General features: G+C 68.8%; 27 protein-coding genes and 2 riboswitches. Of the genes, 20 read left to right on the top strand and 7 right to left on the bottom strand.

Translation table 11 applies throughout. The annotated features are described in order from the left end of the window. From KXJ60_RS14180 to KXJ60_RS14170, 3 genes are all read right to left on the bottom strand, one after another. Positions 1–569, bottom strand: a 569-nt coding sequence (locus KXJ60_RS14180; RefSeq protein ID WP_291129098.1) for a YbhN family protein, incomplete at its 3' end; no start/stop codon positions are given. Further along, positions 566–1,774 (bottom strand): cardiolipin synthase ClsB, encoded by a 1,209-nt coding sequence (gene clsB, locus KXJ60_RS14175; protein WP_291129095.1) that lies wholly within the window; start codon positions 1,772–1,774, stop codon positions 566–568. The genes KXJ60_RS14180 and clsB, both read right to left, overlap by 4 nt. Then, positions 1,771–2,490, bottom strand: coding sequence for an endonuclease/exonuclease/phosphatase family protein (locus KXJ60_RS14170; protein WP_291129094.1), 720 nt, complete (start codon positions 2,488–2,490; stop codon positions 1,771–1,773). The genes clsB and KXJ60_RS14170 overlap by 4 nt, the downstream gene beginning before the upstream one ends. A 200-nt stretch (positions 2,491–2,690) precedes the next feature. Here KXJ60_RS14170 and KXJ60_RS14165 point away from each other — a divergent pair, with 200 nt between their 5' ends. Further along, on the top strand, positions 2,691–4,286 hold the full coding sequence (locus tag KXJ60_RS14165) for an autotransporter outer membrane beta-barrel domain-containing protein (protein ID WP_291129091.1): 1,596 nt from the start codon (positions 2,691–2,693) through the stop codon (positions 4,284–4,286). A gap of 8 nt (positions 4,287–4,294) precedes the next feature. Next, complete coding sequence (locus KXJ60_RS14160; RefSeq protein ID WP_291129088.1) at positions 4,295–5,197, top strand: alpha/beta hydrolase; 903 nt, start codon at positions 4,295–4,297, stop codon at positions 5,195–5,197. Here the strand turns inward: KXJ60_RS14160 and KXJ60_RS14155 are convergent. Then, positions 5,161–6,381, bottom strand: a complete 1,221-nt coding sequence (locus tag KXJ60_RS14155) for a flavin-dependent oxidoreductase (protein WP_291129086.1) — start codon at positions 6,379–6,381, stop codon at positions 5,161–5,163. The genes KXJ60_RS14160 and KXJ60_RS14155 overlap by 37 nt on opposite strands. A gap of 1 nt (position 6,382) precedes the next feature. After that, positions 6,383–7,375, bottom strand: a complete 993-nt coding sequence (locus tag KXJ60_RS14150) for a tripartite tricarboxylate transporter substrate binding protein (protein ID WP_291129084.1) — start codon at positions 7,373–7,375, stop codon at positions 6,383–6,385. Between the two features lie 96 nt (positions 7,376–7,471). Between KXJ60_RS14150 and KXJ60_RS14145 the strand changes: the two genes are divergently transcribed. The 14 genes from KXJ60_RS14145 (at position 7,472) to KXJ60_RS14080 (ending at position 19,045) form a co-directional block, all read left to right on the top strand. Further along, positions 7,472–7,984, top strand: coding sequence for a MarR family transcriptional regulator (locus KXJ60_RS14145; protein WP_291129081.1), 513 nt, complete (start codon positions 7,472–7,474; stop codon positions 7,982–7,984). Positions 7,985–8,173: 189 nt separating this feature from the next. Then, positions 8,174–8,288, top strand: a riboswitch (guanidine-I (ykkC/yxkD leader). A gap of 52 nt (positions 8,289–8,340) precedes the next feature. Then, positions 8,341–9,378, top strand: a complete 1,038-nt coding sequence (locus KXJ60_RS14140) for an ABC transporter substrate-binding protein (RefSeq protein WP_291129079.1) — start codon at positions 8,341–8,343, stop codon at positions 9,376–9,378. Between the two features lie 66 nt (positions 9,379–9,444). Then, positions 9,445–10,455 (top strand): fatty acid desaturase, encoded by a 1,011-nt coding sequence (locus KXJ60_RS14135; protein ID WP_291129076.1) that lies wholly within the window; start codon positions 9,445–9,447, stop codon positions 10,453–10,455. Between the two features lies 1 nt (position 10,456). Next, positions 10,457–11,233: an SDR family oxidoreductase gene (locus KXJ60_RS14130; RefSeq protein ID WP_291129074.1), complete on the top strand. Its 777-nt coding sequence runs from the start codon at positions 10,457–10,459 to the stop codon at positions 11,231–11,233. Next, on the top strand, positions 11,230–11,976 hold the full coding sequence (locus KXJ60_RS14125) for a 3-oxoacyl-ACP reductase family protein (protein WP_291129072.1): 747 nt from the start codon (positions 11,230–11,232) through the stop codon (positions 11,974–11,976). Before KXJ60_RS14130 ends, KXJ60_RS14125 begins: the two co-directional genes overlap by 4 nt. Positions 11,977–11,984: 8 nt before the next feature. Then, positions 11,985–12,884, top strand: a complete 900-nt coding sequence (locus KXJ60_RS14120) for a DMT family transporter (RefSeq protein WP_291129063.1) — start codon at positions 11,985–11,987, stop codon at positions 12,882–12,884. Next, positions 12,885–13,673 (top strand): creatininase, encoded by a 789-nt coding sequence (locus KXJ60_RS14115; RefSeq protein WP_291129060.1) that lies wholly within the window; start codon positions 12,885–12,887, stop codon positions 13,671–13,673. 61 nt (positions 13,674–13,734) lie between these two features. After that, on the top strand, positions 13,735–14,412 hold the full coding sequence (locus KXJ60_RS14110; protein WP_291129057.1) for an isochorismatase family cysteine hydrolase: 678 nt from the start codon (positions 13,735–13,737) through the stop codon (positions 14,410–14,412). Positions 14,413–14,415: 3 nt separating this feature from the next. Beyond that, positions 14,416–15,222, top strand: a complete 807-nt coding sequence (locus KXJ60_RS14105; protein ID WP_291129055.1) for an N-acyl homoserine lactonase family protein — start codon at positions 14,416–14,418, stop codon at positions 15,220–15,222. Then, positions 15,219–15,971, top strand: a complete 753-nt coding sequence (locus KXJ60_RS14100; RefSeq protein ID WP_291129052.1) for a hypothetical protein — start codon at positions 15,219–15,221, stop codon at positions 15,969–15,971. Before KXJ60_RS14105 ends, KXJ60_RS14100 begins: the two co-directional genes overlap by 4 nt. Before the next feature lie 84 nt (positions 15,972–16,055). Continuing rightward, positions 16,056–16,895, top strand: a complete 840-nt coding sequence (locus KXJ60_RS14095; protein WP_291129050.1) for a transporter substrate-binding domain-containing protein — start codon at positions 16,056–16,058, stop codon at positions 16,893–16,895. 23 nt (positions 16,896–16,918) lie between these two features. After that, positions 16,919–17,566 carry an amino acid ABC transporter permease gene (locus KXJ60_RS14090; protein WP_291129048.1) on the top strand — a complete coding sequence of 216 codons (648 nt, stop codon included), beginning with the start codon at positions 16,919–16,921 and terminating at the stop codon, positions 17,564–17,566. After that, positions 17,563–18,219, top strand: coding sequence for an ABC transporter permease subunit (locus KXJ60_RS14085; protein WP_291129045.1), 657 nt, complete (start codon positions 17,563–17,565; stop codon positions 18,217–18,219). The genes KXJ60_RS14090 and KXJ60_RS14085 overlap by 4 nt, the downstream gene beginning before the upstream one ends. A 31-nt stretch (positions 18,220–18,250) precedes the next feature. Next, positions 18,251–19,045 carry an amino acid ABC transporter ATP-binding protein gene (locus KXJ60_RS14080; protein WP_291129042.1) on the top strand — a complete coding sequence of 265 codons (795 nt, stop codon included), beginning with the start codon at positions 18,251–18,253 and terminating at the stop codon, positions 19,043–19,045. On the opposite strand, the gene KXJ60_RS14075 is transcribed toward KXJ60_RS14080, so the two are convergent. After that, on the bottom strand, positions 19,030–20,289 hold the full coding sequence (locus KXJ60_RS14075) for an Hsp70 family protein (RefSeq protein WP_291129039.1): 1,260 nt from the start codon (positions 20,287–20,289) through the stop codon (positions 19,030–19,032). The two genes, KXJ60_RS14080 and KXJ60_RS14075, sit on opposite strands and share 16 nt — an antisense overlap. A gap of 66 nt (positions 20,290–20,355) precedes the next feature. Then, positions 20,356–20,778 (bottom strand): ankyrin repeat domain-containing protein, encoded by a 423-nt coding sequence (locus KXJ60_RS14070; protein ID WP_291129036.1) that lies wholly within the window; start codon positions 20,776–20,778, stop codon positions 20,356–20,358. A 144-nt stretch (positions 20,779–20,922) separates the two neighbouring features. Continuing rightward, a riboswitch (guanidine-I (ykkC/yxkD leader) is annotated at positions 20,923–21,059 on the top strand. Between the two features lie 57 nt (positions 21,060–21,116). Between KXJ60_RS14070 and KXJ60_RS14065 the strand changes: the two genes are divergently transcribed. The 4 genes from KXJ60_RS14065 to KXJ60_RS14050 all read left to right on the top strand — a co-directional run bounded on the left by KXJ60_RS14065 (position 21,117) and on the right by KXJ60_RS14050 (position 24,325). Further along, positions 21,117–21,947, top strand: coding sequence for an ABC transporter permease (locus tag KXJ60_RS14065; RefSeq protein ID WP_291129027.1), 831 nt, complete (start codon positions 21,117–21,119; stop codon positions 21,945–21,947). A gap of 4 nt (positions 21,948–21,951) precedes the next feature. After that, positions 21,952–22,797: an ABC transporter ATP-binding protein gene (locus KXJ60_RS14060; protein ID WP_291129024.1), complete on the top strand. Its 846-nt coding sequence runs from the start codon at positions 21,952–21,954 to the stop codon at positions 22,795–22,797. Positions 22,798–22,953: 156 nt separating this feature from the next. Further along, positions 22,954–23,652 (top strand): urea amidolyase associated protein UAAP1, encoded by a 699-nt coding sequence (locus KXJ60_RS14055; protein WP_291129101.1) that lies wholly within the window; start codon positions 22,954–22,956, stop codon positions 23,650–23,652. A 10-nt stretch (positions 23,653–23,662) separates the two neighbouring features. Next, a complete protein-coding gene (locus KXJ60_RS14050) occupies positions 23,663–24,325 on the top strand; it encodes an urea amidolyase associated protein UAAP2 (RefSeq protein WP_291129016.1) in 663 nt (220 codons plus the stop codon). Positions 24,326–24,462 lie beyond the last annotated feature (137 nt).

Raw genomic sequence — 24,462 nt, 5'->3', positions numbered from 1 at the left:
GTGCGCTGGCGCGACCCCGCGCACAGCGCCAGATAGCCCAGCGCGAGCGCGACCATCAGCGCGCCGATGGCCCGCAGCACGGCGTCGCCCGGCGCCCATTCGCCCGGCAGCCTGGGCGGCGACCACAGCAACACCGCGCCGGCCACCCACAGGTAGCCCAGCCAGTTGGTGGTCATGCTGAGTGCGATCACCTTGGCCACGGTGGCGGCTTCCACGCCCCAGCGGGTGTAGAGCCGCAGGCGCATGGCCAGGCCGCCCACCAGCGCGCCGAAGTTGAGGTTGAACGCGTAGCTGATCGCGGCGGTGCCCAGCGTGCGGGGCGCCGAAAGCCGGTGCCGCGTGAGGTGGCGCCCCACCAGGTCGAACCCGGCGTACACCGCGTAGCTCAGCACCGCGATGCCGGCGGCAGCGGCCAGCCGCCAGGGCGGCATCTGCCGCAGCGCCTGCCCCACCTCGGGCCAGTCGACCGCCCTGGCCTGCTGGGCCACCAGGCCGAGCACCAGCGCGGCCAGCACCCAGGGCGCCAGGCGCCGGGTCCAGCGCCAGGCGCGCTCCAGCGCAGGCGTCATGCGGAGTCGGCCGTCAGCGGCACCACGCGCGGCGCGCGCCCAGCGGTCTGGCGCGTCCAGTCCGGAAAGCGGCGCAGCGCATGAAACACCACCAGGCTGCGCACCGCGATCCACGCGGATTGCAGGCGCCCCGGCGTGGGCAGTTCCACGCGCTGGCAGCAGGTGTCGAGCAGGTCGTCAATGCGCTCGCGCAGGTGCGTGGCGAATGCCGCGTCGCGCACCACCACGTTGGCCTCCAGGTTCAGGCTCAGGCTGGTGGGGTCGAGGTTGCTCGAACCCACCGTGGCCCACTCGTCGTCCACCACCGCCACCTTGCCGTGCAGGGGCCGCTCGGTGTATTCATGAATGCGCACACCGGCGCGCATGAGGTGCTGGTACAGCAGCTCGCTCGCGCGCTTGACCCACACCATGTCGGGCCGGCCCTGCAGCAGCAGGTCCACCTGCACGCCGCGGCGCGCGGCGCGGCGCAGGTCGCGCAGAAAGCGGTAGCCGGGGAAAAAGTAGGCGTTGGCAATCACGATGCGTTGGCGCGCACTGCGAATGGCGGCGCGGTAGTGGCGCTCGATGTCGCTGCGGTGCTCCAGGTTGTCGCGCGTGACGAACGCGGCCAGCGCACCCTCGCCCGTAAGCTGCTCCACACCCCGGCGGCGCAGGCTCGCGCGCCAGCGGCGCAGCCACTGGCCGCGCGTGGGCTGCGGGCCCTCGACGTTGGCGCGGCAGAAGGCCTGCACCTGCCCCACCAGCGGGCCCTCCACTTCCACCGCGTAGTCCTGCTTGCCCAGCGGGCCGAACTCGGCCAGGTGGTCCAGCGAATAGTTGATACCGCCAACGAACGCCACCCGCCCGTCCACCACCACCAGCTTGTGGTGCATGCGGCGCAGCAGGTTGACGCGCGCCCCCAGGAACCACTGCGCCGGCTCAAACGCGCGCAGCTGCACCCCCGCTTCAATGAGAGGCTGCGTGAACGACGCCGGCAGGTCGGGCGAGCCCCAGCCGTCCAGCAGCACGTGCACCTGGGCACCGCGGCGCGCCGCGCTCAGCAACGCCTCGTGCAGCTGGCGGCCCACCTTGTCGTCAAAGAGGATGAAGGTTTCCAGCAGCACCTCTTTTTCGGCGGAAGCGATGGCTTCAAACACGCGCGGGTAGTAGCCCTCGCCGTTTTCCAGCAGCGTGATGCGGTTGCCCGGGACCCAATGCGAATTCATGATGTGCGCTCCAGTTCGATGTCGGCAGCCAGCGGGGCATGGTCGGAGAGCTGCGCCCACGGCCGCCGGGGCATGGGCACAGGCACCGCACGCGCCAGGCCGCGCACGTAGATGCGGTCGAGCCGCAGCACCGGCCAGCTGGCGGGAAAGCTGCGGGCGTGCTGGCCGTGCGCCTGGCGAAACACCTCACGCAGGCCGCTGGGCTTGAGCAGCTCGTCGGCGTGCAGGCGCCAGTCGTTGAAATCGCCCGCCACCACCAGCGGCGCGCTGGCGGGCACGTGGCGATCCACCAGCTCGCACAGCCGGGCGAGCTGGTGGCGCCGGTGCGAGGCGCGCAGGCCCAGGTGCACGCACATCACGTGCAGGTGCGCTTGCCCGAAAGGCATGTTCAGCACGCAATGCAGCAGCCCGCGCGGCTCGGCGCCGGGAATGGACATGTCGTGGTTCTCGCTGTGCAGCACCGGAAAGCGCGAAAGCACCGCGTTGCCATGGTCCTGCCCTTCGGCCACCGCGTTGCGCCCGTAGGCGTGCTGCGGCCAGATCTGGTCAGCCAGGAATTCGTACTGCGCAGCGGTTGACCCACTGCCGCCCTTGACCTCCTGCAGAAACACCACGTCAGAGCCCATCGCACGCACGGCCTCGCGCAGGTCGTGCAGCACGGATCGGGTGTTGAAGACGTCGTAGCCTTTGTGGATGTTCACGGTGAGTACCTGCATGGCCCATGCTAGGCCGCAGGCGTTGCGTGGTCTGTCAGACAACCGCCCGTTTTGAAACTGAACGGGATTCCACGCCTTTTTCCGGGCTTGGCGGCATTCAAGCTTTGCAGCGGGGCGTCGATCACAAAGTAAGCCGTCACTGACCTTCCACCCCGGTGCACCGCGCGGCTCACCCGCACCGGGAACTCGACACACAGAAGATGCCCTCAAGACACGCACGGAGTCACCGCACCGCCCGCTGGGCCACTGCCCTCATCGCCAGCACCTTGTTCCCGCTGTCGGCCATTGCCCAGGTCGTGACCTACACGTTCACCCAGAACGCACAGACCGAGCTGACCAATGGCGCCTACCTCACAGGCACCATGACGGTGGACTACAGCCTCATGGGCAGCAGCCGCATCACCTCGGCCAGCCTGAGCGTGACCGCTCCCACCGCGGTGAGCTTCGGCATCGGCGATCTCGGGTACTTCAGCACTTACAGCAACACGGTGTGTGGCGTGGCCCGCACCTTTGACGAGGCCTATTTCAGCGCCAGCGGCTACAGCCTGTACCTGGACGTCGCCCAGGACAACCTGAATGCCCCCATTCCGGGCAACAGTGGCGTGCACACCAGCCTGCGCGACCCCGGCTTCACCCTGTACACGCTGGCCAACAGCTGCGTGACCTACAACAACCCGACACCTTCACCGGCCCCTTCGGGCAGCGGTGTCTACGCTTCGGCCGATGCACAGGGCAACCAGCCCGGCCTGAACGCCGCGCGCGTGATCGACGCGACCACCGCCCTGAGCGCGCTCTTCACCGGCCTGAGCACCGATGCCCAGGTCTCGGGCGCCTTGACGCAAACCCTGCCACTGCTCACCGGTGGCTCGCACATGGCCACGCGCGACGCCCTCAGCGGCGTGAACCGGGTGGTGCAGGCGCGTGCCGCGTTCAACCGGGGCCTGTCCTCGGGCGATGGCTTCGCGGGCGACCGCCATGTGTGGATGAAACCCTTTGGCACCTGGGCCCAACAGGATGACCGCAACGGTGTCTCTGGCTACGGCGCCGACGTCTACGGCATGGTGGGCGGTGTGGATGTGGACAGCAAGACCGATTTGAAGTGGGGCGCGGCCCTGGCCTATGCGCGCAGTCGGGTGGACAGCAACTCGACGGTGGCAGCGCAGCGCGCCGACGTGAACATCCTGCAGCTGATCGGCTACGGCACCTACCGCATGACGGAGCAAACCGACATCCGCTTCCAGGCCGACGTGGGCCGCAACGCCACCGATGGCCTGCGCTCGATTCCGTTCGCCAGCGTGGCCGCGGCCTCGAAGTACAACAGCCAGGCGGTGCACCTGGGCGTGGCACTCGACCGCCACTTCGCCCTCGGCCCGCGCACCCGCGTCACGCCGTCGCTGCAGCTGGACTACACCCACATCCGCGACGACGCCTACACCGAAACCGGTGCCGGCCTGCTCAACCTGCAGGTGCAGGCCCGCAGCGCCAGCGCACTCGATCTGGGCTTCATCACCCAGTGGCGCCACGACTACACCGATGCCACCGCCGTGCTCGCAGACGCCGGCGTGACCTACGACCTGCGCAACAGCGCCACGCGCATCACCGCCGCCTACGCGGGCGCGCCGGGTGCGTCCTTCGTCACCGAAGGCATCCGCCCCGGTGCATGGGGCACGCGCCTCGGGCTGGGTGTGGTGCACCAGACGCGCCAGGGCGCCGAACTCATCGGGCGCGTGGACGGCGAATACCGCAAGGGCTTCCACAGCCATTCGGTGTCACTCAAGGCACGCTGGGCGTTTTGAGGAAACTCATGCGAGCGGCCCGGATACCGCTCGCCGTGCTCATTGCGTTGCTGGCAGCATGCACCACGCTGCCGGATGGCAGCGAGCGCGCGGCAACGGCAAGCCGGTGGGCTGCAACGCGCGACTGGCAGCGGATGACGCTCGGGGGGCCGCCCATCGAGCTCACGGCTTTCGGGCCACCGGCCCACGCGGTGCGGCGGGCCCAGCCGCTCACGGTCTACATCGAGGGCGATGGCCTCGCCTGGCTCACGCCCACCCGCCCCTCGCCCGACCCCACGCCGCTTGACCCCTTGGCATTGCGCCTGGCACTGGCGCAACCAGAAGGCCTGGCGGTGTACCTCGCGCGGCCATGCCAGTACACCGGGCGTCGCGACACTGCCCAGTGCCCTGGCGCGCTGTGGACCCACGCGCGGTTCTCGGAGCAGGCCGTGCGGGCCACCTCGCAGGCACTGGACGCCCTCGTTCAGCGCTACGGCGCCACACGGCTGCATCTGGTGGGTTATTCCGGCGGTGCGGCGCTGGCCGTCCTGGTGGCCGCGCGGCGCACCGATGTGGCCTCGCTCACCTCCGTCGCGGGCAACCTCGACCCCACGCACTGGACGCGCGTGCACGGGCTCACACCCCTGCACGACTCGCTGGACCCGCTGGAGCGCGCACCTGCGCTCGGTGCCCTGCCCCAATGGCACTTCTCTGGTGAGCGGGACGCGGTGGTACCTCCGGACACCGCGCAGCGCTTCATGGCCCACCTGCCCGAGGGCAGTCGCGCGCAGGGCCTGCGCCTGCCTGGGTTCGATCACCGCTGTTGCTGGACCGAACAATGGCCCGCGCTCTGGCGGCAGTCGCAGGTATCCCCGGCGCCACTGCGCCGCGCCCCTCACGCCTTCAGCGCGAACCCCGCCACTTCCTTGTAGTGGTCCGAAATGGCGCGCAGCTCGGCCTGGCTGATGAGGTCGTCGATCTGGCTGAACGGCTGGCCACCGCTGAGCTCGTCGGCTTTCATGATGATGGCGTCAGGCGGCACGGTGCGGTTGGTCCGCACCACGCGCGCGGTGGCGGGCAGGCGCGTGTCCTGGTAGCGCTGCAGGGCCGCGCGCCGGTCGGTGGTGGCGGCGATTTCGTCGGCCAGCGTGCGCGCGTCCACCAGCGCCTGTGCCGAGCCATTGGAGCCGCGCGGGTACATGGGGTGCGCAGCGTCGCCCATGAGCGTGACGCGGTCAAAGGTCCAGCGTGGCAGCGCATCCTTGTCGACCATGGGGTACTCGAACACCTGCTGCGCCGAGGTGATGAGCGCGGGCACGTCGAGCCAGTCGTAGCGCCAGGCATCGAACACCGGCAGAAAGTCTTCCAGCCGACCGGGGCGGTTCCAGTCGTTCATGGCGGCCTGGGGGTCGCGGATTTCGGCCACCCAGTTGATGAGCTGGTTGCCCTGGCCGTCCACGTTGTCCACGATGGGGTAGATCACCATCTTGCCGGTGTCGATGGAGCCGATGCGGATGTAGCTCTTGCCCGTGAGGATGGGCTTGTGCACGCTCACGCCGCGCCAGGTGTTGATGCCGGCGAAGCACACCTGGTCGTCGGGGTAGAAGTGGCGGCGCACCGCCGAGTTCACACCGTCGCACGCCACCACCCACTCGGCGCGCACCGGCGCGGGCTGACCGGATGGCGTGGGCTCGAAGCGCAGCGTGACGCCCTCGGCGTCCTGGCTCAGGCCACTCACGCGGCGACCGGTGTGCACGCGCTCGCGCCCCAGTCGCTCCAGCGCCGCCTCAAACAGGATGCGGTGCAGCTTGCCGCGGTGTATGCCCAGCTCGGGCAGCGCGTAGCCCGCGTGGCGGCCGCGCGCCTCGCGGTACACGAACTGGCCATGGCGGTTGAAGAACACGCTCTCCAGGTTCTCGATGGCCACCGCCTCCAGCGCGGGGAGCAAGCCCAGCGCCGCCAGCTCCTTCATGGCATGCGGCAGCAGCGTGATGCCCACGCCCAGCTCCTTCACGTCGGCCACGCCCTCGTACACGTCGCACCCGATGCCACGCTGATGCAGCGCCAGCGCAAACGCCAACCCGGCAATACCGCCCCCCACAATCGCCACACTCATCTTATTCAGCCTTGATGTTCTGGGCCTTGATCAACTTCGCCCACCGGTCCGCGTCCTGCGCCACCAGCCGCCCGAAGGCTTCGGGTGTGCCGGTGCTCGGGTCCATGCCCTGGCCCGAAAACGCCTTCTTCACGTCTTCACCCGCCAGGATGTCGTTGATCTCGCGGTTGAGCGCGCTCACTTGCGCTGCCGGCATGCCCTTGGGCGCAAAGATGCCGTACCACATGTCCACGTTCACGTTGCCCGCCTTCGCCTCGGCCAGCGTGGGCACGTCGGGCAGCAGGGGGTGGCGCTTGTCGCTGCCAATGCCCAGCGCCACCAGCTTGCCCGCGCGCACCTGCGGCAGCGCCACATGGATCGGCAAAAACATCGCATCCACCTGGCCGCCCAGCATGTCGGCCACCGCCGGGCCGGTGCCGCGGTAGGGAATGTGCGTGAGGAACACACCGGCCGTGCTCTTGAAGAGCTCCATGGAGAGGTGGTGCGGCGTGCCCACGCCGGGCGAGGCGTAGTTCAGCCGGCCCGGCGCCTTCTTCGCGGCGGCCACGAGGTCGGCGGCGGTGGCAAAGCCGCTCTTGGGGTGCGCCACCAGAATGAGCTGGCCCCAGCTGGTGAGGCCCACGGGGGTGAGGTCGCGCACGGGGTCAAAGCCCGCCTGCGGGTACAGGCTGCGGTTCATCACCAGCGTGTTCACGCTCACCAGCAGCGTGTTGCCGTCGGGCGCGGCGCGCACCACGGCTTCGGTGCCGATGTTGCCGGAGGCGCCCACGCGGTTGTCCACCACCACCGGGCGCTTGAGGCGTTCGGCGAGCTTGGGGCCCACCGTGCGCGCGATCAGGTCGATGCCGGTGCCCGGCGTGAAGGGCACGATCAGGCGCAACGGCGGTTCGCCGCCGGAGGCCGGTGCCGGTGCCTGTGCTTGCGCCACGCCGGCCATGGCCAGCAGCGCGGTGGCCAGCCAGTGCCGGCGGGACGGTGATGTGAAGCGGTTCATGCGAAGTCTCCAATCGTTAGCATGCCAACCAGTTTGCGCCTGTGGCCGTGCGATGCGCCATCCGTAGAATCCCTCAGGTCACACACGCCCACACCCATGCCGCAACTCCACCTCTACCAGCGCCCGGGTTTTCTGTTGCGCCACGCCCACCAGATCTCCACCGCCGTCTTCGAGGGCGCCTGCGCCAGCGTCGGGCTCACGCCCGCGCAGTACGGCGTGCTCACCGTGCTGGCCAGCGAACCCGGCCTGGACCAGACCCGCCTGGCGCGCGCGCTGGCCTTCGACAAGGTCACCGTCATGCGCGTGCTGCACGGCCTGGAAGAGCGCGGCCTGGTGGCGCGGCAGTTGTCCGAGCGCAGCCGCCGGCAGATGGCGGTGGCCCTCACGCCCGCCGGCGAGAAGCTGCTGGCCAGCGCACACGGCCCGGCCGAGCAGGCCTACCAGCGCCTGCTCTCGCCCCTGAGCCTGTCGCAGCGCGACCAGCTCATCAAGCTGCTGCAACTGCTCACCAGCGGCCTGAGCGACGAAGCGCGCGCGCCCTTCGTGCCGCTGGACGTGCCTGCCGAACCGGCCGAGCCGGCCGCGCGACCACGGCGCACCCGGCGCTGACACCGCCACCGCACCACAAACGGGCGCCTGCGTGCGCCACGGTGCGTCGCCCGCGGCGCCGCACCCTTGTTTTGGTGCATGCAGCGGGGTCGCAGGGGGCCACACCCCGCCACATGCGCTGGCACGCTTTCTGCTGAGGTTGTCACCGCAAGAAGAGCGATCTGGGGTCCGTTCCCGAGACAGCTCAGCATTCAGGTGCACTAGGGTTCCGACCGCGCTGCCAGCTGCCCTGGCGTGTGGTGTCTGGTCCGAGAGTGTGCCGGCCTCATCGCAGGCTCCACGGAGGGACAAAAGCCCGGGAGAACGATCACAGATCGGTTCTTCCTGCGCGTCCCAACCACCCCTGGAGTCCTCTGATGAAAAGCAACGCCCCCTCTGCCTCCGCCAGCCTGCGCTCCATGTCGCGGCGCCACCAATTCCTCAAGCCCGCCCTGGGTCTGGCCTTGTCGCTGGCCACGGTGGGCGCGTTCGCGCAGGCCCCTGCGCCCATGAAGATCGCCACCGTGGTGTGGATCGGCTACGGCCCCTTCTATGTGGCCGAGGCGCTGGACCTCTACAAGAAATACAACCTCAAGGTCTCGCTGCAGGTGTTCAACGACCCGGCGCTCATTCCGGCGGCCATCGCCTCGGGAGCGGTCGACGGCGGCATGCTGACCTACGACCAGGTGGTCGGCCAGGTGGCCGCCGGCCGCAACATGAAGGTGGTGATGCCCATCGACTACTCGAACGGTGGCGACGCCATCGTGGCCGACAGCAGCATCACCAAGGTGGCGGATTTCAAGGGCAAGAAGATCGGCTACAACCCGCTCTCGCCGAGCGACTTCCTGCTGTCGTACGCGCTCAAGACGGTGAACCTGACCGAGAAGGACATCACCCCCGTGAGCATGACGCCCGAAGCCGTGCCCGCGGCCATGGCCTCCGGCCAGCTGCCGATCGGCGTGACCTACGAACCCAGCCTGTCGCAGATCCTCGGCCAGGGCGGTGGCAAGAAGTTCAAGGTGGTGTTCTCGTCGAAAAACGCGCCCGGCCTCATTGCCGACGTGCTGGTGTTCGATGACAAGGTCATCAAGGCCAAGCCCGCCGAGATCACCGGCATCATGAAGGCGTATCTGGACGGCATGGCCTACATGAAGGCCAAGCCCGCCGAAGCGCACAAGATCATCGGCAAGTTCATGGGCGTGTCGGCCGCCGAGGTGAAGGAACAGCTCACCGGCGTCTACAACATCCCGCTGGCCGAAATGCCCAAGGCGTTCCTGCCCGCCAAGGAAACCACGTCGTACTACGCCAGCGGCGACATCATCGGCCAGCTGCTCAAGGCCAAGGGCCAGATCACCACGGTGCCCGCCACCGAAGCCACGTTTGACGCCAGCCTGGTGAAGGCCCTGGCCAAGTAAGCCCCTCCCGGGTCGCCGCACAGGTGCCACGGGCACCGCTGCGGTGGCCGGTTTGAAAGCCATTCCATGAAACCGGTATTTCGCTATGAGGACGGCGTGTGGCCCAACGCGGCAGCCCTCGCCTTCACGGTGCTGGGCTGGCCCGCCGGCATTGCGCTGCTGGGCCAGGCCAGTGGCTGGCTCAACGCACTGGGCGTGCTGCTGGTGGCCCAGACGCTGGTGTGGTCGGCGTACTTCATTCACGAGTTCGCGCACCACGCGATCTTTCGCACCCCGCAGGCCAACGAGCGCTGGGGCACGCTCATGAGCTGGATCAACGGCAGCTGCTACGCCAGCTTTGCCGACCTGCGCCGCAAGCACATGCGCCACCACGTCGAGCGCGCCGATGTCATCACCTTCGACGCCCAGGCCTTCCTGCGCGCGCACCCGTTGGTGCGGCGCACGGTGCTCGCCCTGGAATGGGCCTACATCCCGGCCGTGGAGTTCGTGATGCGCGGCTACGTGATCGCGCTGCCCTTCATCAGCGAGAAAAAGAAGGCCGCGCGCACCCGCGTGGTGGCCACGGCGCTGGTGCGGCTGGCGGCCATCGTGGCGCTGGGCATGTGGTCGCTCAAGGCCCTGCTGCTCTACGCGCTGGCCTTCCTCATCTTCGTGACGGTGCTGCGCTTTGCCGACTGCTTCCAGCACACCTACGACGCCTACCCCATCCTGGACGACACGCCGATTCCCCAGGACAAGGTGCGCGACCGCGTGTACGAACAGGCCAACACCTTCAGCGACGTGGTGAGCCTGGACGCGAAGTGGCTCAACCTCGTGTGGCTGAACTTCGGCTTTCACAACGCCCACCACGAGCGCCCCACCGCGCCCTGGTACCGCCTGCCCGCCTTTCACCGCGAGCTCTACCCCGACGACTACGCGCAGGTGGTGACGGTGCGCGAGCTGCTGCGCAGCTTTCACATCAACCGCGTCAAGCGCGTGCTCGCCAGCAACTACGGCGTGGTTCAGCCACCGGGCACGCCCGGTCGGGCGGACGGCTTTCTTGGTGCTGTCGGCGTGTCGTTTCTGACCGCCGTCTGACATGGCCGTCCACTACGGCCTGCAGGGCAAAACGGTGCTGATCACCGGCGCGGCCGGTGGCATTGGCAGCGCGCTGGCGCGGGCCTTTGCGGCGCAGGGTGCGCGCCTGATGCTGCTGGACCGCCCCGATACCACCCTGCCCGCCCTGGCCTCGGAGCTCGGCGCAGACACGGCGGTCTGCGACCTGGGCGAGGCAACGCAGGTCGAGCACGTGGTGCAACAGGTGCGCACGCGGTGGGGGGTGCTGGACGTGCTGGTGAACAACGCCGGCACCGAGTACCCCACGCCGCTCGACAACCGCGCACCCGATGCCATGGACGCCTGGTCGTTCCTGCTGGACAACAACGTCACGTCCATGGTTCGCCTCACGCAGGCCCTGCTGCCGCTGCTGCCTCGCGGCGCCAGCGTGATCAACCAGTCTTCCATCTGGGGCCGCATCGGCGTGGCCGGCTTTTCGGCCTACGCGGCAAGCAAGCATGCGGTGGTGGGCCTCACGCGCTCGCTCGCACTGGAACTGGGGCCACGGGGCATCCGCGTGAACGCCGTGTGCCCAGGCTGGGTGCGCACCGCTGCGGCCCTGCGCTCTCTCAGCGCCATGGCAAAGGAACAAGGGCGCAGCGAAGCCGCGATGGAGCGCGAGATCCTGGCGCGGCAGGCCATGCCCGTCATGCTCACGCCCGACGACCTGGCCGGCGTGTTCCTGTTCCTCGCCAGCCAGGGCTCCCACTCGCTCACCGGCCAGTGCCTGGTGGCCAGCCATGGCGAGGTGATGGCATGAACCCGCTGTCGCTGTCGGGCCGGCGCGCGCTGGTCACGGGTGCGGCCACGGGCATCGGGCGCGCCACAGCCCTGCTGCTCGCGCAGGCCGGTGCTCATGTGGTGGTAAACCACCTGCGCCAGGCCGAGGCCGCACAGGCCGTGGTGCAGGCCATCGAATCGGCCGGCGGGCAGGCCATGGCCATCGACGCCGATGTGAGCGTGGGCAGCGAGGTGCAGCGCCTGGTGGCGCAGGCGGGCGAGGTGCACATCCTCGTCAACAACGCCGGCATCATCCAGGAGAAGCCGTTTCTGGACACCACCGAAGCCGACTGGGACCGCATGCTCGGCGTCGACCTGAAGTCGGTGTTTCTCACCTCGCGCGCGGTGCTGCCGGGCATGGTGACGCGCGGCGACGGTGTCATCGTCAACCTCGCGTCCGACCTCGGCATCCTGGGCCGTGAGAACTACGCCCCCTACTGCGCGGCCAAGGCCGGCGTGATCGGGCTCACGCGCTCGCTGGCGCGCGAGTTTGCGCCGCACGGCATCCGCGTCAACGCCATTGCACCCGGCCCGGTGAACACCGCCATGGTGTCACTGGAGAGCATGAGCGCGGAGTGGATGGAAAAGGAACTCGCCATTCCGCAGCACCGCGTGGCCGAGCCCGAAGAGATCGCGGCCACCGCGCTGTTTCTGGCGAGCGACCTCTCGCGCTTTTACTGCGGGCAGGTGCTCGGGCCCAACGGCGGCTCGGTCATGCCCTGAGGCCCCCCATGTCCCTGCTCACCCATCCGTCCCGACGCGTCGCCACCGGCGTGCTGCTGTTCTCCGCCTCGCTGTGGGGCCTGTCGTGGATGCCGCTGAAGTGGTTCATTGCCCAAGGGCTCACCGGGCCCATGGTGTCCTTGCTCTCTTACGGCGTGGTGGGCCTGTTCGCCAGCGTGTTCATCTGGCGCCAGCGCGCCGCCTGGCGCGCGCAGTGGGGCATGCTGCTGGCGCTGGCCGTGGTGGGGGGCTGGGCCAACACCTCGTTCGTCAATGCGCTGATGCTGGGCGATGTGGTGCGGGTGATGTTTCTTTTCTACCTGTCGCCCGTGTGGTCGGTGCTGGGTGGCTGGCTGTTTTTGAAGGAGCGCATTCCGCCGCTGCGCTGGGCCGCGGTGGTGATGGCCCTCACCGGGCTGTGGCTCTTCCTGGGCGGCACGGGCGGCATGAACCTCGCCTTGAGCTTCGTGGACGTCCTCGCCCTCTCGGCCGGCTTCTGCTTCGCGGCCAACAACGTGATTGCCCGCGCCGCGCAACAGGTGCCCATGGTCAGCAAGACCTTCGCGGTGTTCGCGGGCTGCGGCGTGATGTCCCTCCTGGCCACCAGCGCACTCGGCCACAGCGTGCCCACGCAGATGGGCATGGGCGTGTGGATCGCGGTGCTGGCCTACGGCTTCGTCTGGCTGCTGCTGGCCACCGCCACCTGGCAGTTTGGCGTGACGCACATCGAGAGCAGCAAGGCCGGTGTGGTCCTGCTGGCCGAACTGGTGGTGGCGGTGTTGACCGCCGTCTGGTTCGGTGACGAGTCCATGACCGCCCTGGAGTGGGCCGGTGGTGCGCTGATCACCCTGGCCGCTTTCGTGGAGGCCATCGACGCCTCGCCCGCACCCCAACCTCAAGGAACCTGAATGACAGCCACCGTGTGGATGAACGAACTCTCCTGGGTCGACTACCAGGCCCGTGTGCAGCAAGACCAGCCCCCCGTGCTGCTGCCCGTGGGCGCGCTCGAACAACACGGCCCGCACCTGCCGCTGGGCACCGACGGCCTGCTCTCGGCCGCCGTGGCCGCCGACACCGCCGCGCGCGTGGGCGGGCTGGTCGCGCCCACGCTGTCGTACGGCTACAAGTCGCAGCCCAAGTGCGGCGGCGGCCAGCACTTCTGCGGCACCACCAGCGTGGACGCGGCCACCCTCATTGGCCAGGTGCGCGACACGGTGCGCGAATTCGCGCGCCATGGCTTGCACCAACTGGTGATCGTCAATGGCCACTACGAGAACCAGTGGTTCCTGATCGAAGGCATCGACCTCGGCCTGCGCGACGCCAGGGCCGCCGACCCCCTGAACCCGCTGCAGGTGATGCGGCTGGAGTACTGGGACTTCATGACGCCCGACACCCTGGGCGATGTGTTCCCCGACGGCTTCCCCGGCTTTGCGCTGGAGCATGCCGCCGTGCTGGAGACCTCGATGATGCTGCACTACCACCCCGGCCTCGTGCGCATGGACCTGCTGCCCGACGACGGACCGGCCGACTTCCCGCCCTACGACATGTACCCGCCGCGCACCGACTGGGTGCCCGCCTCGGGCGTGCTCTCGTCGGCCAGAGGCGCCGATGCCGCCAAGGGCCGCCTGCTCGCCGACGAAGTGGCACAGCGGATGGCCGAGGCCATCCGCACCGGTTTCACGAGGCCGCCAGAATGAGCGCCGCGCCGGGCCGCCCCAAGCCAGCTCGCACCGCAGTGCGCAGCACGGAGGATTGCGAATGAACACCGCGCTCATCGTGATCGACATGCAGCGTGACTTCTGCAGCCCCGGCGGCTACGCCGACACCGCCGGCATGGACGTGCAGCGCCTGCGCGAACCGGTGGCCAACATCCAGCGGCTGCTCCAGGCCGCGCGTGCCGCCGGCCTGCTGGTGGTGCACACGCGCGAAGGCCATCTGCCCGACCTCTCCGACTGCCCGCCCGCCAAGCTCGCACGCAGCGTGGCCGCCGGCGCCGCCATTGGCAGCCAGGGACCGCTGGGGCGGCTGCTGGTGCGCGGCGAGCAGGGGCACGATTTCATCGAGGCCCTCAAGCCTGCCCCGGGCGAGACCGTGATCGACAAGCCCGGCTACGGTGCCTTCCACCTCACGCGGCTGGGGCAGGTGCTGGCCGCGCACCGCACGCAGCGGCTCATCCTGTGCGGCGTGACGACCGAGGTGTGCGTGCACTCCACGCTGCGCGAAGCGGTGGACCGCGGCTTTGACTGCACCACCGTGGGCGACGCCACCGCCGCCAGCCGCCCCGAGCTGCAGGCCCCCGCGCTGGCCATGATCGGGGTGGAAGGCGGCATCTTCGGGCGGCTGCTCAGCACCGCCGACATGGTGGCCGAGCTCGGCAGAGGCACTGCACCACGCACCGGCGCCACCACCTGGACGCAGGCCTTCAGCGGCGCCTGAACCATGACACGTGCCCTGCGCCTCTGGCCGCTGCTCACGGCCACCCACCGCTACGACAAGTCCATCTCCACCCTCAACCGGGGGCGCGGCGAACCCATCGAGGCGCCCATCCTGGCGTACCTCATCGAAACCCCCAACGGCCGCATCCTGTACGACGTGGGCTGCGACCACGCCAAGATCCACACGCCCGCGCTGCGCCAGCGCTACTACGACCCCGCCACCTTCGAGATGGGCGCGCCCGACATGCGCGACGAACATCGCCTGCCCCACCACCTGGCGCGCCTGGGCCTCACCCCGCAGGACGTCGACGTCATCTTCATCGGCCACCTGCACTTTGACCACGCCGGCGGCCTCAAGGAACTGCGGCGCTGCGGCTGCGGCGCCGAGATCCACCTGCAGCGCGACGAGTGGAATGCCGCCTGCAGCGGACAGGACAGCGCCGTGTTCGACGACGACCTGCTCGATGACGAAGCGCGCGCCATCCCGTTCAGCCTGAAGGAAGGCGAGTACACCGTGACCCCGGGCGTGCACGCCATCGCCACGCCGGGCCACACCGCCGGGCACATGTCGATGCTGATCGAGCTGCCGCAAGGCCAGCCCGTGCTGCTCGCGGGCGACGCCGCCGACCTGCAGGAAAACATCGACGACGAAGTCGCCCCCGGCACGCTGTGGCAAGGCAACGAACAGCAAGCCGTGCAGAGCATCCGCAAACTCAAGGCGCTCACCCGCGAGACGGGCGCGCGGCTCTGGCCCAACCACGACATGGCCTTCTTCCGCCGCCTGCCGACCTTTCCGAACGCCGTGATATGAGCACCCCCATCCCCGAGCAGTACCACGGCGTGTGGGCCCGCACCCTGCTGCACACGCCCGACACCCACGACACCACCACCTGGGTGCGCTGGCTGCAAACCGGCCTGTGGCACGGCGACCTGCGCGTGCCCGCCGACGTGGACCGCCGCACGCCAGAAGGCCGCGCGCAGCAGCAGGGCTTTGGCGGCACCACCGCCATCACCCGCCCCGACCCGCTCATGCCCGAGGTCTGCACCTGGCAGCGCACGGTCGACTTCCAGCCCCCGCGCAGCACGCCTGATGCGGGTTTCATGACGTTTGAGACGCCCGAGCGCGTGGTGGAAACCGGCGTGCACGGCACCTACCTGGAGGTGTGGGAGCGCTTGCCTGGCTCGGTGGGGCAGCGCATCGCGCTTGCCGCGCTGGACGCCGCCGGCCAGCCCACCGCCGAGCGGCTGCTGGTGAGCGGCCAGTACCTCATGCACCTGCGCCCGCGCAGCGCGCCCTGGCCCACCGGCACCGCGCCCGACGACACACTGGCCGACGTGGTGCAGCGCCACCCCGACCAGGCCGACGCCTTGCTCGACTTCGAGATCGCCTTGGGTGCGTGGCGCGAGGGTGTGTGGACGGTGGAGCGCGCCACGCTGCCCGCGCTGGAGCGGCACGCACACACCTGCACCCTGCAGCGCACAGGGCCCACAGACGCCACCGTCACCTGCAGCCACCTGCCAGGCCACTGGCGCGTGCTGGAGTGGCACGCACCCGGCTGAGCTTCGGGCATGCAACTTGCACCCGCTCTCACGCATTCCCTCCTTCTCATGCGCCCTTCCCCTTCATCCACCTGGAGCTCCACCATGCCCTCTGTCACCCCCGCCCTTTCACGCCGCGGCCTGCTCGCCGCCCTGCTGCTGCCCCTCGCGCTGTGGGCCGGCACCGCACAGGCCGCAGACCTGGCCGAGATCAAGAAACGGGGCTACCTGGTGGTGGTCACGGAAGACGACTTCAAGCCGTTCGAGTTCATCAAGGACGGCAAGCCCACCGGCTTCAACCACGAGATGGTGGACGCGCTGCGCAAATACGCGCCGTTTGAAATCCGGCAGGAAATCCTGCCCTGGCCCGGCATCCTCGCCGGCGTGGCGACGGGCAAGTACGACATTGCCATCACTGCGGTGCTCATGACCAAGGAGCGCACGCAGTCGCTGGACTTCACCAGCCCCATCGCCGATGCCACGCACTACTACGTCAAGCGCAAGGACGACAGCAGCATCAAGTCCATCAAGGACCTCAACGGCAAGACCGTGGGCGTGCAGACCGGCAGCGCCTTCCTGAGCCGCCTGCCCGAGCTGCAGGCGATGCTGGCGAAAGACGGCGGCAAGATCGGCAAGGTGGTGGAGTACGCGTCGTACCCCGAGGCCTACCAGGACCTCGCGCTCAAGCGCACCGACTACGTCATCAACACCGTCATCAACCTCAAGGCGCTGGCGGCCGAGAAGCCCGCGGTATTCGAACTGGGGCAAGCGGTGTCGGGCAACTCGTATCCCGCGTGGGCCGTGAAGAAAGGCAACGCGGAGTTGCTGAAGTTCATGAACGACTTCATCGCGGCACAGAAGGCCAACGGTGTGATGCCGGCGCTGCAGAAGAAGTGGTTTGGCGAGGCCTTCAACCTGCCGGTGAGCTACACGCCGCAGCAGTGAGCCCGGACTGAGCCGCACCGCGCATGAGCCCGACCGATGTCCTGACCATCTTCAGCGGTGCGTTGACCACGCTGCTGCTGTCGGTCGCGGGCATCGCGCTGGGCCTTCCGCTGGGGCTGGGCCTGGCGCTGCTGCGCTGGGCCCGCGTGCCCCTGGCCAACCCGGCGGTGGCGGTGTATGTGAGCCTGCTGCGCGCCACGCCGCTGGTGACGCTGGTGCTGCTGCTGTTCTTTGCCTTGCCCAGCGCGGGCATTTCCATGGGACCGGTCACCGCCGGCCTGCTCGCCCTGACGCTGAACACCGCAGCGTTCAACTGCGAGGTGTGGCGCGCTGCCCTGCTCGATCTGCCCAAAGACCAGATTGAGGCCGCGCAGTCGGTGGGCATGGGGCGCGTGCTGCGCTTTCGCCGCATCGTGTTGCCCCAGATCGCGCGCACCGCGCTGCCGGGTTTGATCAACGAGATGTCCCTGCTCGTCAAGCTCACCCCGGTGCTGGCGGTGGTGGGCGTGGTGGACATCACGCGCGCTGCCGTGCGCATCGGCGCACAAACCTACGAACCGCTGCCACCCCTGCTCGTGGCGCTGGCCATCTACATCCCCATCGTGTTCGCGCTGGTCAGCCTGCAGCGCTGGCTGGAGGGCCGCCTGGTGCGGCGAGAGGCCGCCGCATGATGAACGACTTCGCCATCGTGTGGTCCGAGCGCGGGCTGTTGCTCTCGGGACTGGGCAACACGGTGATCCTGTCGCTGCTGTGCGCCCTGGCCGCGCTGGCACTGGGGGCGCTGCTGTCCATGCCGCTGATGAGCGCCAGCCGCTGGCTCAGCACGCCCGCCCGGGTGTTTGTCGACGCCGCGCGCTGCACGCCGTTCCTGCTGTTCGCCTACCTCGTCTACTACGGCCTGCCCACCCTGGGCCTGCAGCTCGACGCCTGGAGCGCCGGGCTGCTCGCGCTCACCGTGTACCACGCGGCGTACATGGCAGAAATCCTGCGCGCGGCATGGGTCGCCCAACCGCGCGCGCCCATCGAAGCCGGCATGGCCTTCGGCTACAGCGGCTTTGGCCTGTTCCGCCGCATCGTGCTGCCGCCGCTGGCGCTGTCCTGCGCACCGGTGCTGGGCAACCAGGTGATCCAGATCATCAAGGACAGCGCCTTTCTCACCATCATCACGCTGCCCGAACTCACCAACGCGGTGAACTCCATCCAGTCGCGCCACTTCATTCCATTTGCGGCCTTCGTCACCGCCGTGCTCCTGTACTGGGTGCTCTGCCTGGTCGTGGAAGCCGCCGTGTCCGCCGCAGGGCGCCTGGCCGAGGCGCGCCGCTGAGCGGTCTGCCGCTCCCCCCAACACCATGCCCATGCTCATCCCCCTTCTCAGCGTCGTGTCCCTGAGCAAAAGCTTCGGCAGCCTGCGGGTGCTCGACGACATTTCGTTCCACGTGCAGCGCGGCGAAACGGTGTGCCTGCTGGGCCCGTCGGGCTCGGGCAAGTCCACCCTGCTGCGCTGCATCAACTGGCTGGAGCGGCCCGACAGCGGCCGCGTGCTGCTGGACAGCCAGCCCATCGGCGTCACATCGGGCGGTGTGGTGATGAGCGACCAGCAGCTCGCCCAGGTGCGCACGCGCATCGGCATGGTGTTCCAGCAGTTCGCGCTGTGGCCTCACCTCACCGTGCTGCAAAACGTGATGGAAGCGCCACTCCACGTGCAGCGCCGCCCGAAGGACGAGGTGCGCACCGAAGCCGAAGCGCTGCTGCGGCGCGTGGGCCTGTTCGACAAGCGCGACATGTTTCCCGCCCGCCTCTCGGGCGGGCAGAAGCAGCGCGTGGGCATCGCCCGCGCCCTGGCCATGAAGCCCGCGCTGCTGCTGTTTGACGAGCCCACCAGCGCGCTCGACCCTGAGCTGGTGGGCGAGGTGCTGGCCGTGATGCGAGACCTGGCCCGCGACGGCATGACCATGGTGGTGGTGACGCACGAGATGGCCTTTGCACGCGAGGCCGCCAACCGCGTGGTCTTCATGGACCGGGGCGTGGTGGTGGAAACCGGCACGCCCGAGCAGTTCTTTTCCGAGCCCGCCACGGAGCGCGGCCGGCAGTTCCTGCAGCGGTTTTCCGAAGGGCGGGCGGCGGCGGGCCGGCTTCAAGCGCGCGAGTAAACCAGCCCCGACGCCACGCCGCCAAACAGGTCGCCTTCCACCAGCGGCACACCACCGAACTCCGCACGCAGCGCACGCTGCAGCGGCGCCAGCGCCGACGATCCGCCCGTGAGGTAGATCGCGTCCAGCGTGCCGTCGCCCAGGCCGGCCAGCTGCACGCACTCGCGCGCGCACTGCACGGTGCGGGCGAGCAGGGGCTGCAGCTGCTCGGCCATGTCGTCCGCACCCAGCGGCGCCCACAGGTCGGTGGCCACAAAGTCCAGGTCGATCAAGGTGTCGCCGTCGCGCTGCGAGCAGCGGATCTTGGCGTCTTCCACCTCGTGCGCAATGCGGTGGCCGTCGCGCTGCTCCAGCACGCGCATGAGGCGCTCGTGCAGCTTCACGTCGGCGTAGTTCACGCGCAGCGCCTGCGCCTGGGCCATGGCGCGCGGCAGGTACAGCCACTGGATCAGGTGCCAGGTGGAGAGGTCGATGAACACGCGGCTGGGCACCTCGCGCCCGTCGCTGCCGTGGTGGCGAAAGCCCAGCTTGGGCATCACCTGCGACAGGCTCAGGCGCTGGTCAAAGTCGGTGCCACCGATGTGCACGCCCGTGGTGGCCAGCACGTCGGCGCTGCGGTCGGCCTGCTGCATGCGCTGCGGCCCCAGGCGCACCACGGTGAAGTCGGATGTGCCGCCGCCCAGATCGACCACGAGCACCACGTTCTCGCGGGTGAGACGGCGCTCGTGGTCGAGCGCGGCGGCAATCGGTTCGAGCTGGAACGTCACATCGTCAAAGCCCACGGCCAGCGCGGCGTCGTGCAGGGAGCGCTGGGCCATCGCGTCGCGCACCGGGTCGTCGTCGACAAAGTGCACCGGTCGCCCCATCACCACGCGCCGGGGCGCTCCACCGATCACCACCGCCGCACGCTCGCGCAGCTCGTTGAGGTAGATCTCCACGATCTGCTGAAAGCTCACCTGCTGGTGGTTGACCACCGTGGATTCGAGCAGCAAGGGGCTGCCCAGCAGGCTTTTGAGCGAGCGCAGCAGCCGGCCTTCGGTGCCGGTGAGGTACTGGGCCACGGCGTCGCGCCCGAAATGCGTATAGCGGTCTTCCGCGTTGAAGAACACCGCCGTGGGCATCGAGGTGGCGTCGCCCTCCAGCGGAATCAGGCGCGACTCGCCCCCCGGCGCCGCGAAGGACACCGCCGAGTTGGAGGTGCCGAAGTCAATGCCCAGCGTGCCGGGAAGCGGCGGAAATTTCATGAGGCGACGGGTAGGAAGAAGAAGCCGGGAAGCCCGGGGAGACGGCGCATTCTGCCACCCGGCAGGTCACGCCTTGGGTGGGGGTATCGGCGCCTTGCGGGCCAGGCGATCCCAGTCCTTCAAAGTCTGCGCCAGGCGGTTCTTCGCATCCGCATGGCTCTGGCTGAAGGCGCTCGTCAGGCGCTTCCTGAGCGCCTCGTCGGCTGGCGGTGCGCCCAGCGCCTTGAGGCGGTCGATCACCAGCATCACCGTTTGAAAGTTGCCCGAGTGAATGGCCATGTACAGCGGCGTGCGCCCGGCCACACTCACCTGCCCGTCTGCGGCGTCCAGCACGTTGGCACCGTGCTCCAGCATGTACTTCACCATGCCGGGCTTGCCCTCGGCACACGCCCAGTGCAAGGGCACCAGGCCTCCCTCCAGGCGCGCGTTGAAGTCGGCGCCAGGCGCCAGCAGCTCCGGCGCCAGCGGCCAGCCGGAGGCGTGGATCATTTGCCGGGTTTTCCAGTGGGTCACTTGGGGGTGGGGAAAGTGGGTGGGGGCCTAGTGTAGGCGGGCCGCTCGCGCACCGCATCCTCTGGCACCGATATTGCTAACCCCTGAAACAGAGAGGCGCTGTGCCCGCACACCGCCAGCCTTGAAGACCGCTAGGGTTCCGGGCTTTGCGTCAGTCGGTTGAACGACCACCCCGACGGGTTGACGCCAAGCTGTCTGGTCCGAGAGCAGTCGGCCACGATCGTGTGGCTCCACGGAGGGACAAAAGCCCGGGAGACGCTGTGCGCTGCGAAGCACATGCCTCTCCGCTTTTGTGTCCCCGTTCAGGAGCCCGCATGCCGTCTTCCCAGCTTCACGCACCCCCCGCCCGCCGGCGTTCCCACCTCTGGACGGTGCGCGCGCCCATTGCCCGGCGCACCTATTGGGTGCTGGCGCTCACCGGCCTGTTCACCCCTTTGGTGCTATGGGCCCTGCTCGCGGCCTTTGGCGGGCTGGACCCGGTGTTCCTGCCGGCCCCGCTGCAGGTGCTCACCAAGGCCTGGACCTGGGCCACAGAGACCGGGCTGTTCGAAGACATGGGCATCAGCATCTACCGCGTGGTGGCGGGCTTTGTGCTGTCGGCGGTGATTGCGCTGCCGCTGGGTCTGTTCATCGGCTCTTACCGCGCGGTGCAGGCGCTGCTGGAGCCCTTGACCGATTTCGTGCGCTACATGCCCGCGGTGGCCTTTATTCCACTGGTGATGCTGTGGGTGGGCATTGGCGAAGGCTCCAAGATCGCCATCATCTTCATCGGCACGTTCTTCCAGATGGTGCTGATGGTGGCCGAGGACGTGCGCCGCGTGCCGGCCGCGCAGGTGGAGGCCGCGCAGACCATGGGTGCCAACCGCGCCGAGCTGGTGGAGAAGGTGATCTTCCCGAGTGCCAAGCCGGCCCTGATGGACACGATGCGCATCACCATGGGCTGGGCCTGGACGTACCTCGTGGTGGCCGAGCTGGTGGCCGCCAATTCCGGCCTGGGCTACGCGATCCTGCGCGCGCAGCGTTTCCTGCAGACCGACACGATCTTCGCCGGCATCATCGTCATCGGCCTCATCGGGCTGATCACGGACCAGCTGTTTCGCTTCGCGCACCGCCGCGCGTTCCCCTGGCTGTACCTGAAGGGCTGACCCGATGAGCACCACCCCCATCCCCATGCCCAAGATCGCGATCCGCAACGTCTTCAAGCGCTTCGACGGCGCGCCGCTGAATGCGCTGGAGGGCATCGACCTCGACATCCGCGCCAACGAGTTCGTCACCTTCGTGGGCGCCTCGGGCTGTGGCAAGTCCACCCTGCTGCGCACCATCGGCGGGCTGGAGGTGCAAACCAGCGGCGACCTGCTGGTGGACGGCCAGCCCGTCACTGGCCCCGGCATCGACCGCGCCATGGTGTTCCAGCACTACAGCCTGTATCCCTGGATGACGGTGTGCGAAAACATCAAGTTCTGCCGCCAGCTCGCCGCGCACACCGAGGGCCGCACCTCGTCGGATGTGGAAGCCGCCGCCGGCCGGGCCGACGCCTTGCTGCGCCTCATGGGCCTGCAGGCCATGGGCCACGCCTGGCCCAACCAGCTCTCGGGTGGCATGCAGCAGCGCGTGGCGATTGCGCGCGCGCTCATGGGCCGCCCCGACATCGTGCTGATGGACGAACCCTTCGGCGCGCTCGACGCCCAGACCCGCGAGGTGATGCACGACCTCATTCGCTATGTGCACAAGCTGGAGAAGGCCACCATCGTCTTCGTCACGCACGACGTGGAAGAGGCGCTGTACCTGGGCTCGCGCGTGGTGCTGATGGCACCGCGCCCGGGCCGCATCGACACGATCTACGACGTGCCCTTTGGCGACCAGCGTGCGCAAGACCTCAAGCACGCGCCCGAATTCGTGCGCCTCAAGCGCGACATCCTGGACCGCATCCGCGAGACGTCCGGCATGAAGACCGACCTCGAACAACTGCAGCGCATGACGGGCACCGCCGTCTGAACCCGGAGACCTCCCATGAACACCCGCGACGACACCCTGAACGATCCCCTGGCCGTGGTGCCACCCAACCCCTCGCCCGCCGCGCCGGTGGACGCCCCGGCCCTCTGGCAGCGCTTTCCCGCGCCCGCCCTCGCGGGTGTGAACACCGCGCAGGTGATGTGGAGCGAAGTGGTGCCCGGCGGCAGCCACTGGAGCTGGCGCATGCCGCGCGGCAGCGCCCTGCGCTTCGTGGCGCTGGAAGCGGGCGCCAACGTGAGCCTGGTGCTGTACTCGGCGCAGGAAAAACTCGAGCGCTACAACATGCCCGATTCGCTCAAGGCGCAGCACACCGCGCACTACACGCGCGGCCATGTGCTCATGAGCGACATGGGCCGCAGCATGGCCAGCTTCACCGCCGACAGCGTGGGCTGGCACGACCCGCTGGGCGCCCTGCTCGACGCCGAACTGATGCACGGGAAATACGGCGAGAAGCGCTACGAACACGCGCGCAACGCCATGCACCGCTCGGGCAAGGACGGCCTGCTGATCGAGATTGGCAAATACGGCCTGGGCAAGCGCGACCTGATCGCGCCGGTGAACCTCTTCAGCAAGGTGGGCGTGGACGCGCAGGGCCGCTTTGCCTACCAGCCCGATCACGCGAAGGCCGGTGACTTCGTGGAGCTGCGCCTGGACATGGACGTGATCGTCGCCATCAGCACCGCGCCGCACGGGCTGGACACCGCGCCCACCTACAGCCCGAAGAAAGTGGGGCTCGTGGCCTGGCGCTGCGGCCCCGCGCCGGCCAATGACGTGTGCCGCGCACACCGCCCGGAAAACGCACGCGCCCTGCACAACACCGACCAGCTCTACCTGTGAGGAGACCCCGATGACCACCGCCACCGACATCCGCATTCAAGAAAGCGCGCTCGACCCGGCCCACGCCGTGATGAACCAGCGCCACCCGGCGGGCGAGCCGATCCTGTTCGAGGTGAAGCGCGGGCAGACGCTGCGCATCGTCGACCTCGAAGGCAACCAGGCCGCCGACGTGCTCTTCTACAACCGCCACGACCCGGCCGAGCACTACAGCGCCACGCAAACCATGCAGCGCCAGGGTGGCATCTACCTCACCACCGGCTCGGTGATCCGCAGCAACGACGGCCACGCCATGCTCACCATCGTGGCCGACACCTGCGGCCGCCACGACACTTTGGGCGGCGCCTGCGCAGCCGAGAGCAACACCGTGCGCTATGCGCTGCAGAAGAAGTACATGCACAGCTGCCGCGACAACTACCTGATCGCCCTGCAGCACGCCGACGTGGGCCTGGGCAAACGCGACCTGGTGCCCAACATCAACTTCTTCATGAACGTGCCGGTGACGGCCGACGGTGCGCTGAGCTTTGAAGACGGTGTGTCCGGCCCGGGCAAGTACGTGGAGATGCGCGCCGAGATGGACGTGTGGGTGCTCATCAGCAACTGCCCGCAACTCAACAACCCCTGCAACGCCTACAACCCGACGCCGATCCAGCTGATCGTCTGGGATCCGGCTTGAGCCAGCCCCCTGCTTCCGTTCGGGCTGGGCTTTTTCCCGTTTGGGCTGAGCTTTTTCAGGTTCGAGCGAAGCCTTGTCCCGTTCGGCCTGAGCTTTTTCCCGTTTGGGCTGAGCCCATTCCCGTTCGGGCTGAGCCT

Origin of the sequence: Hydrogenophaga sp., from assembly GCF_019264445.1 — a bacterium.
Taxonomy (GTDB): domain Bacteria; phylum Pseudomonadota; class Gammaproteobacteria; order Burkholderiales; family Burkholderiaceae_C; genus Hydrogenophaga.
Note: the sequence above shows the minus strand (reverse complement) of the source record. Positions and strands in the feature narration are given on the sequence as shown.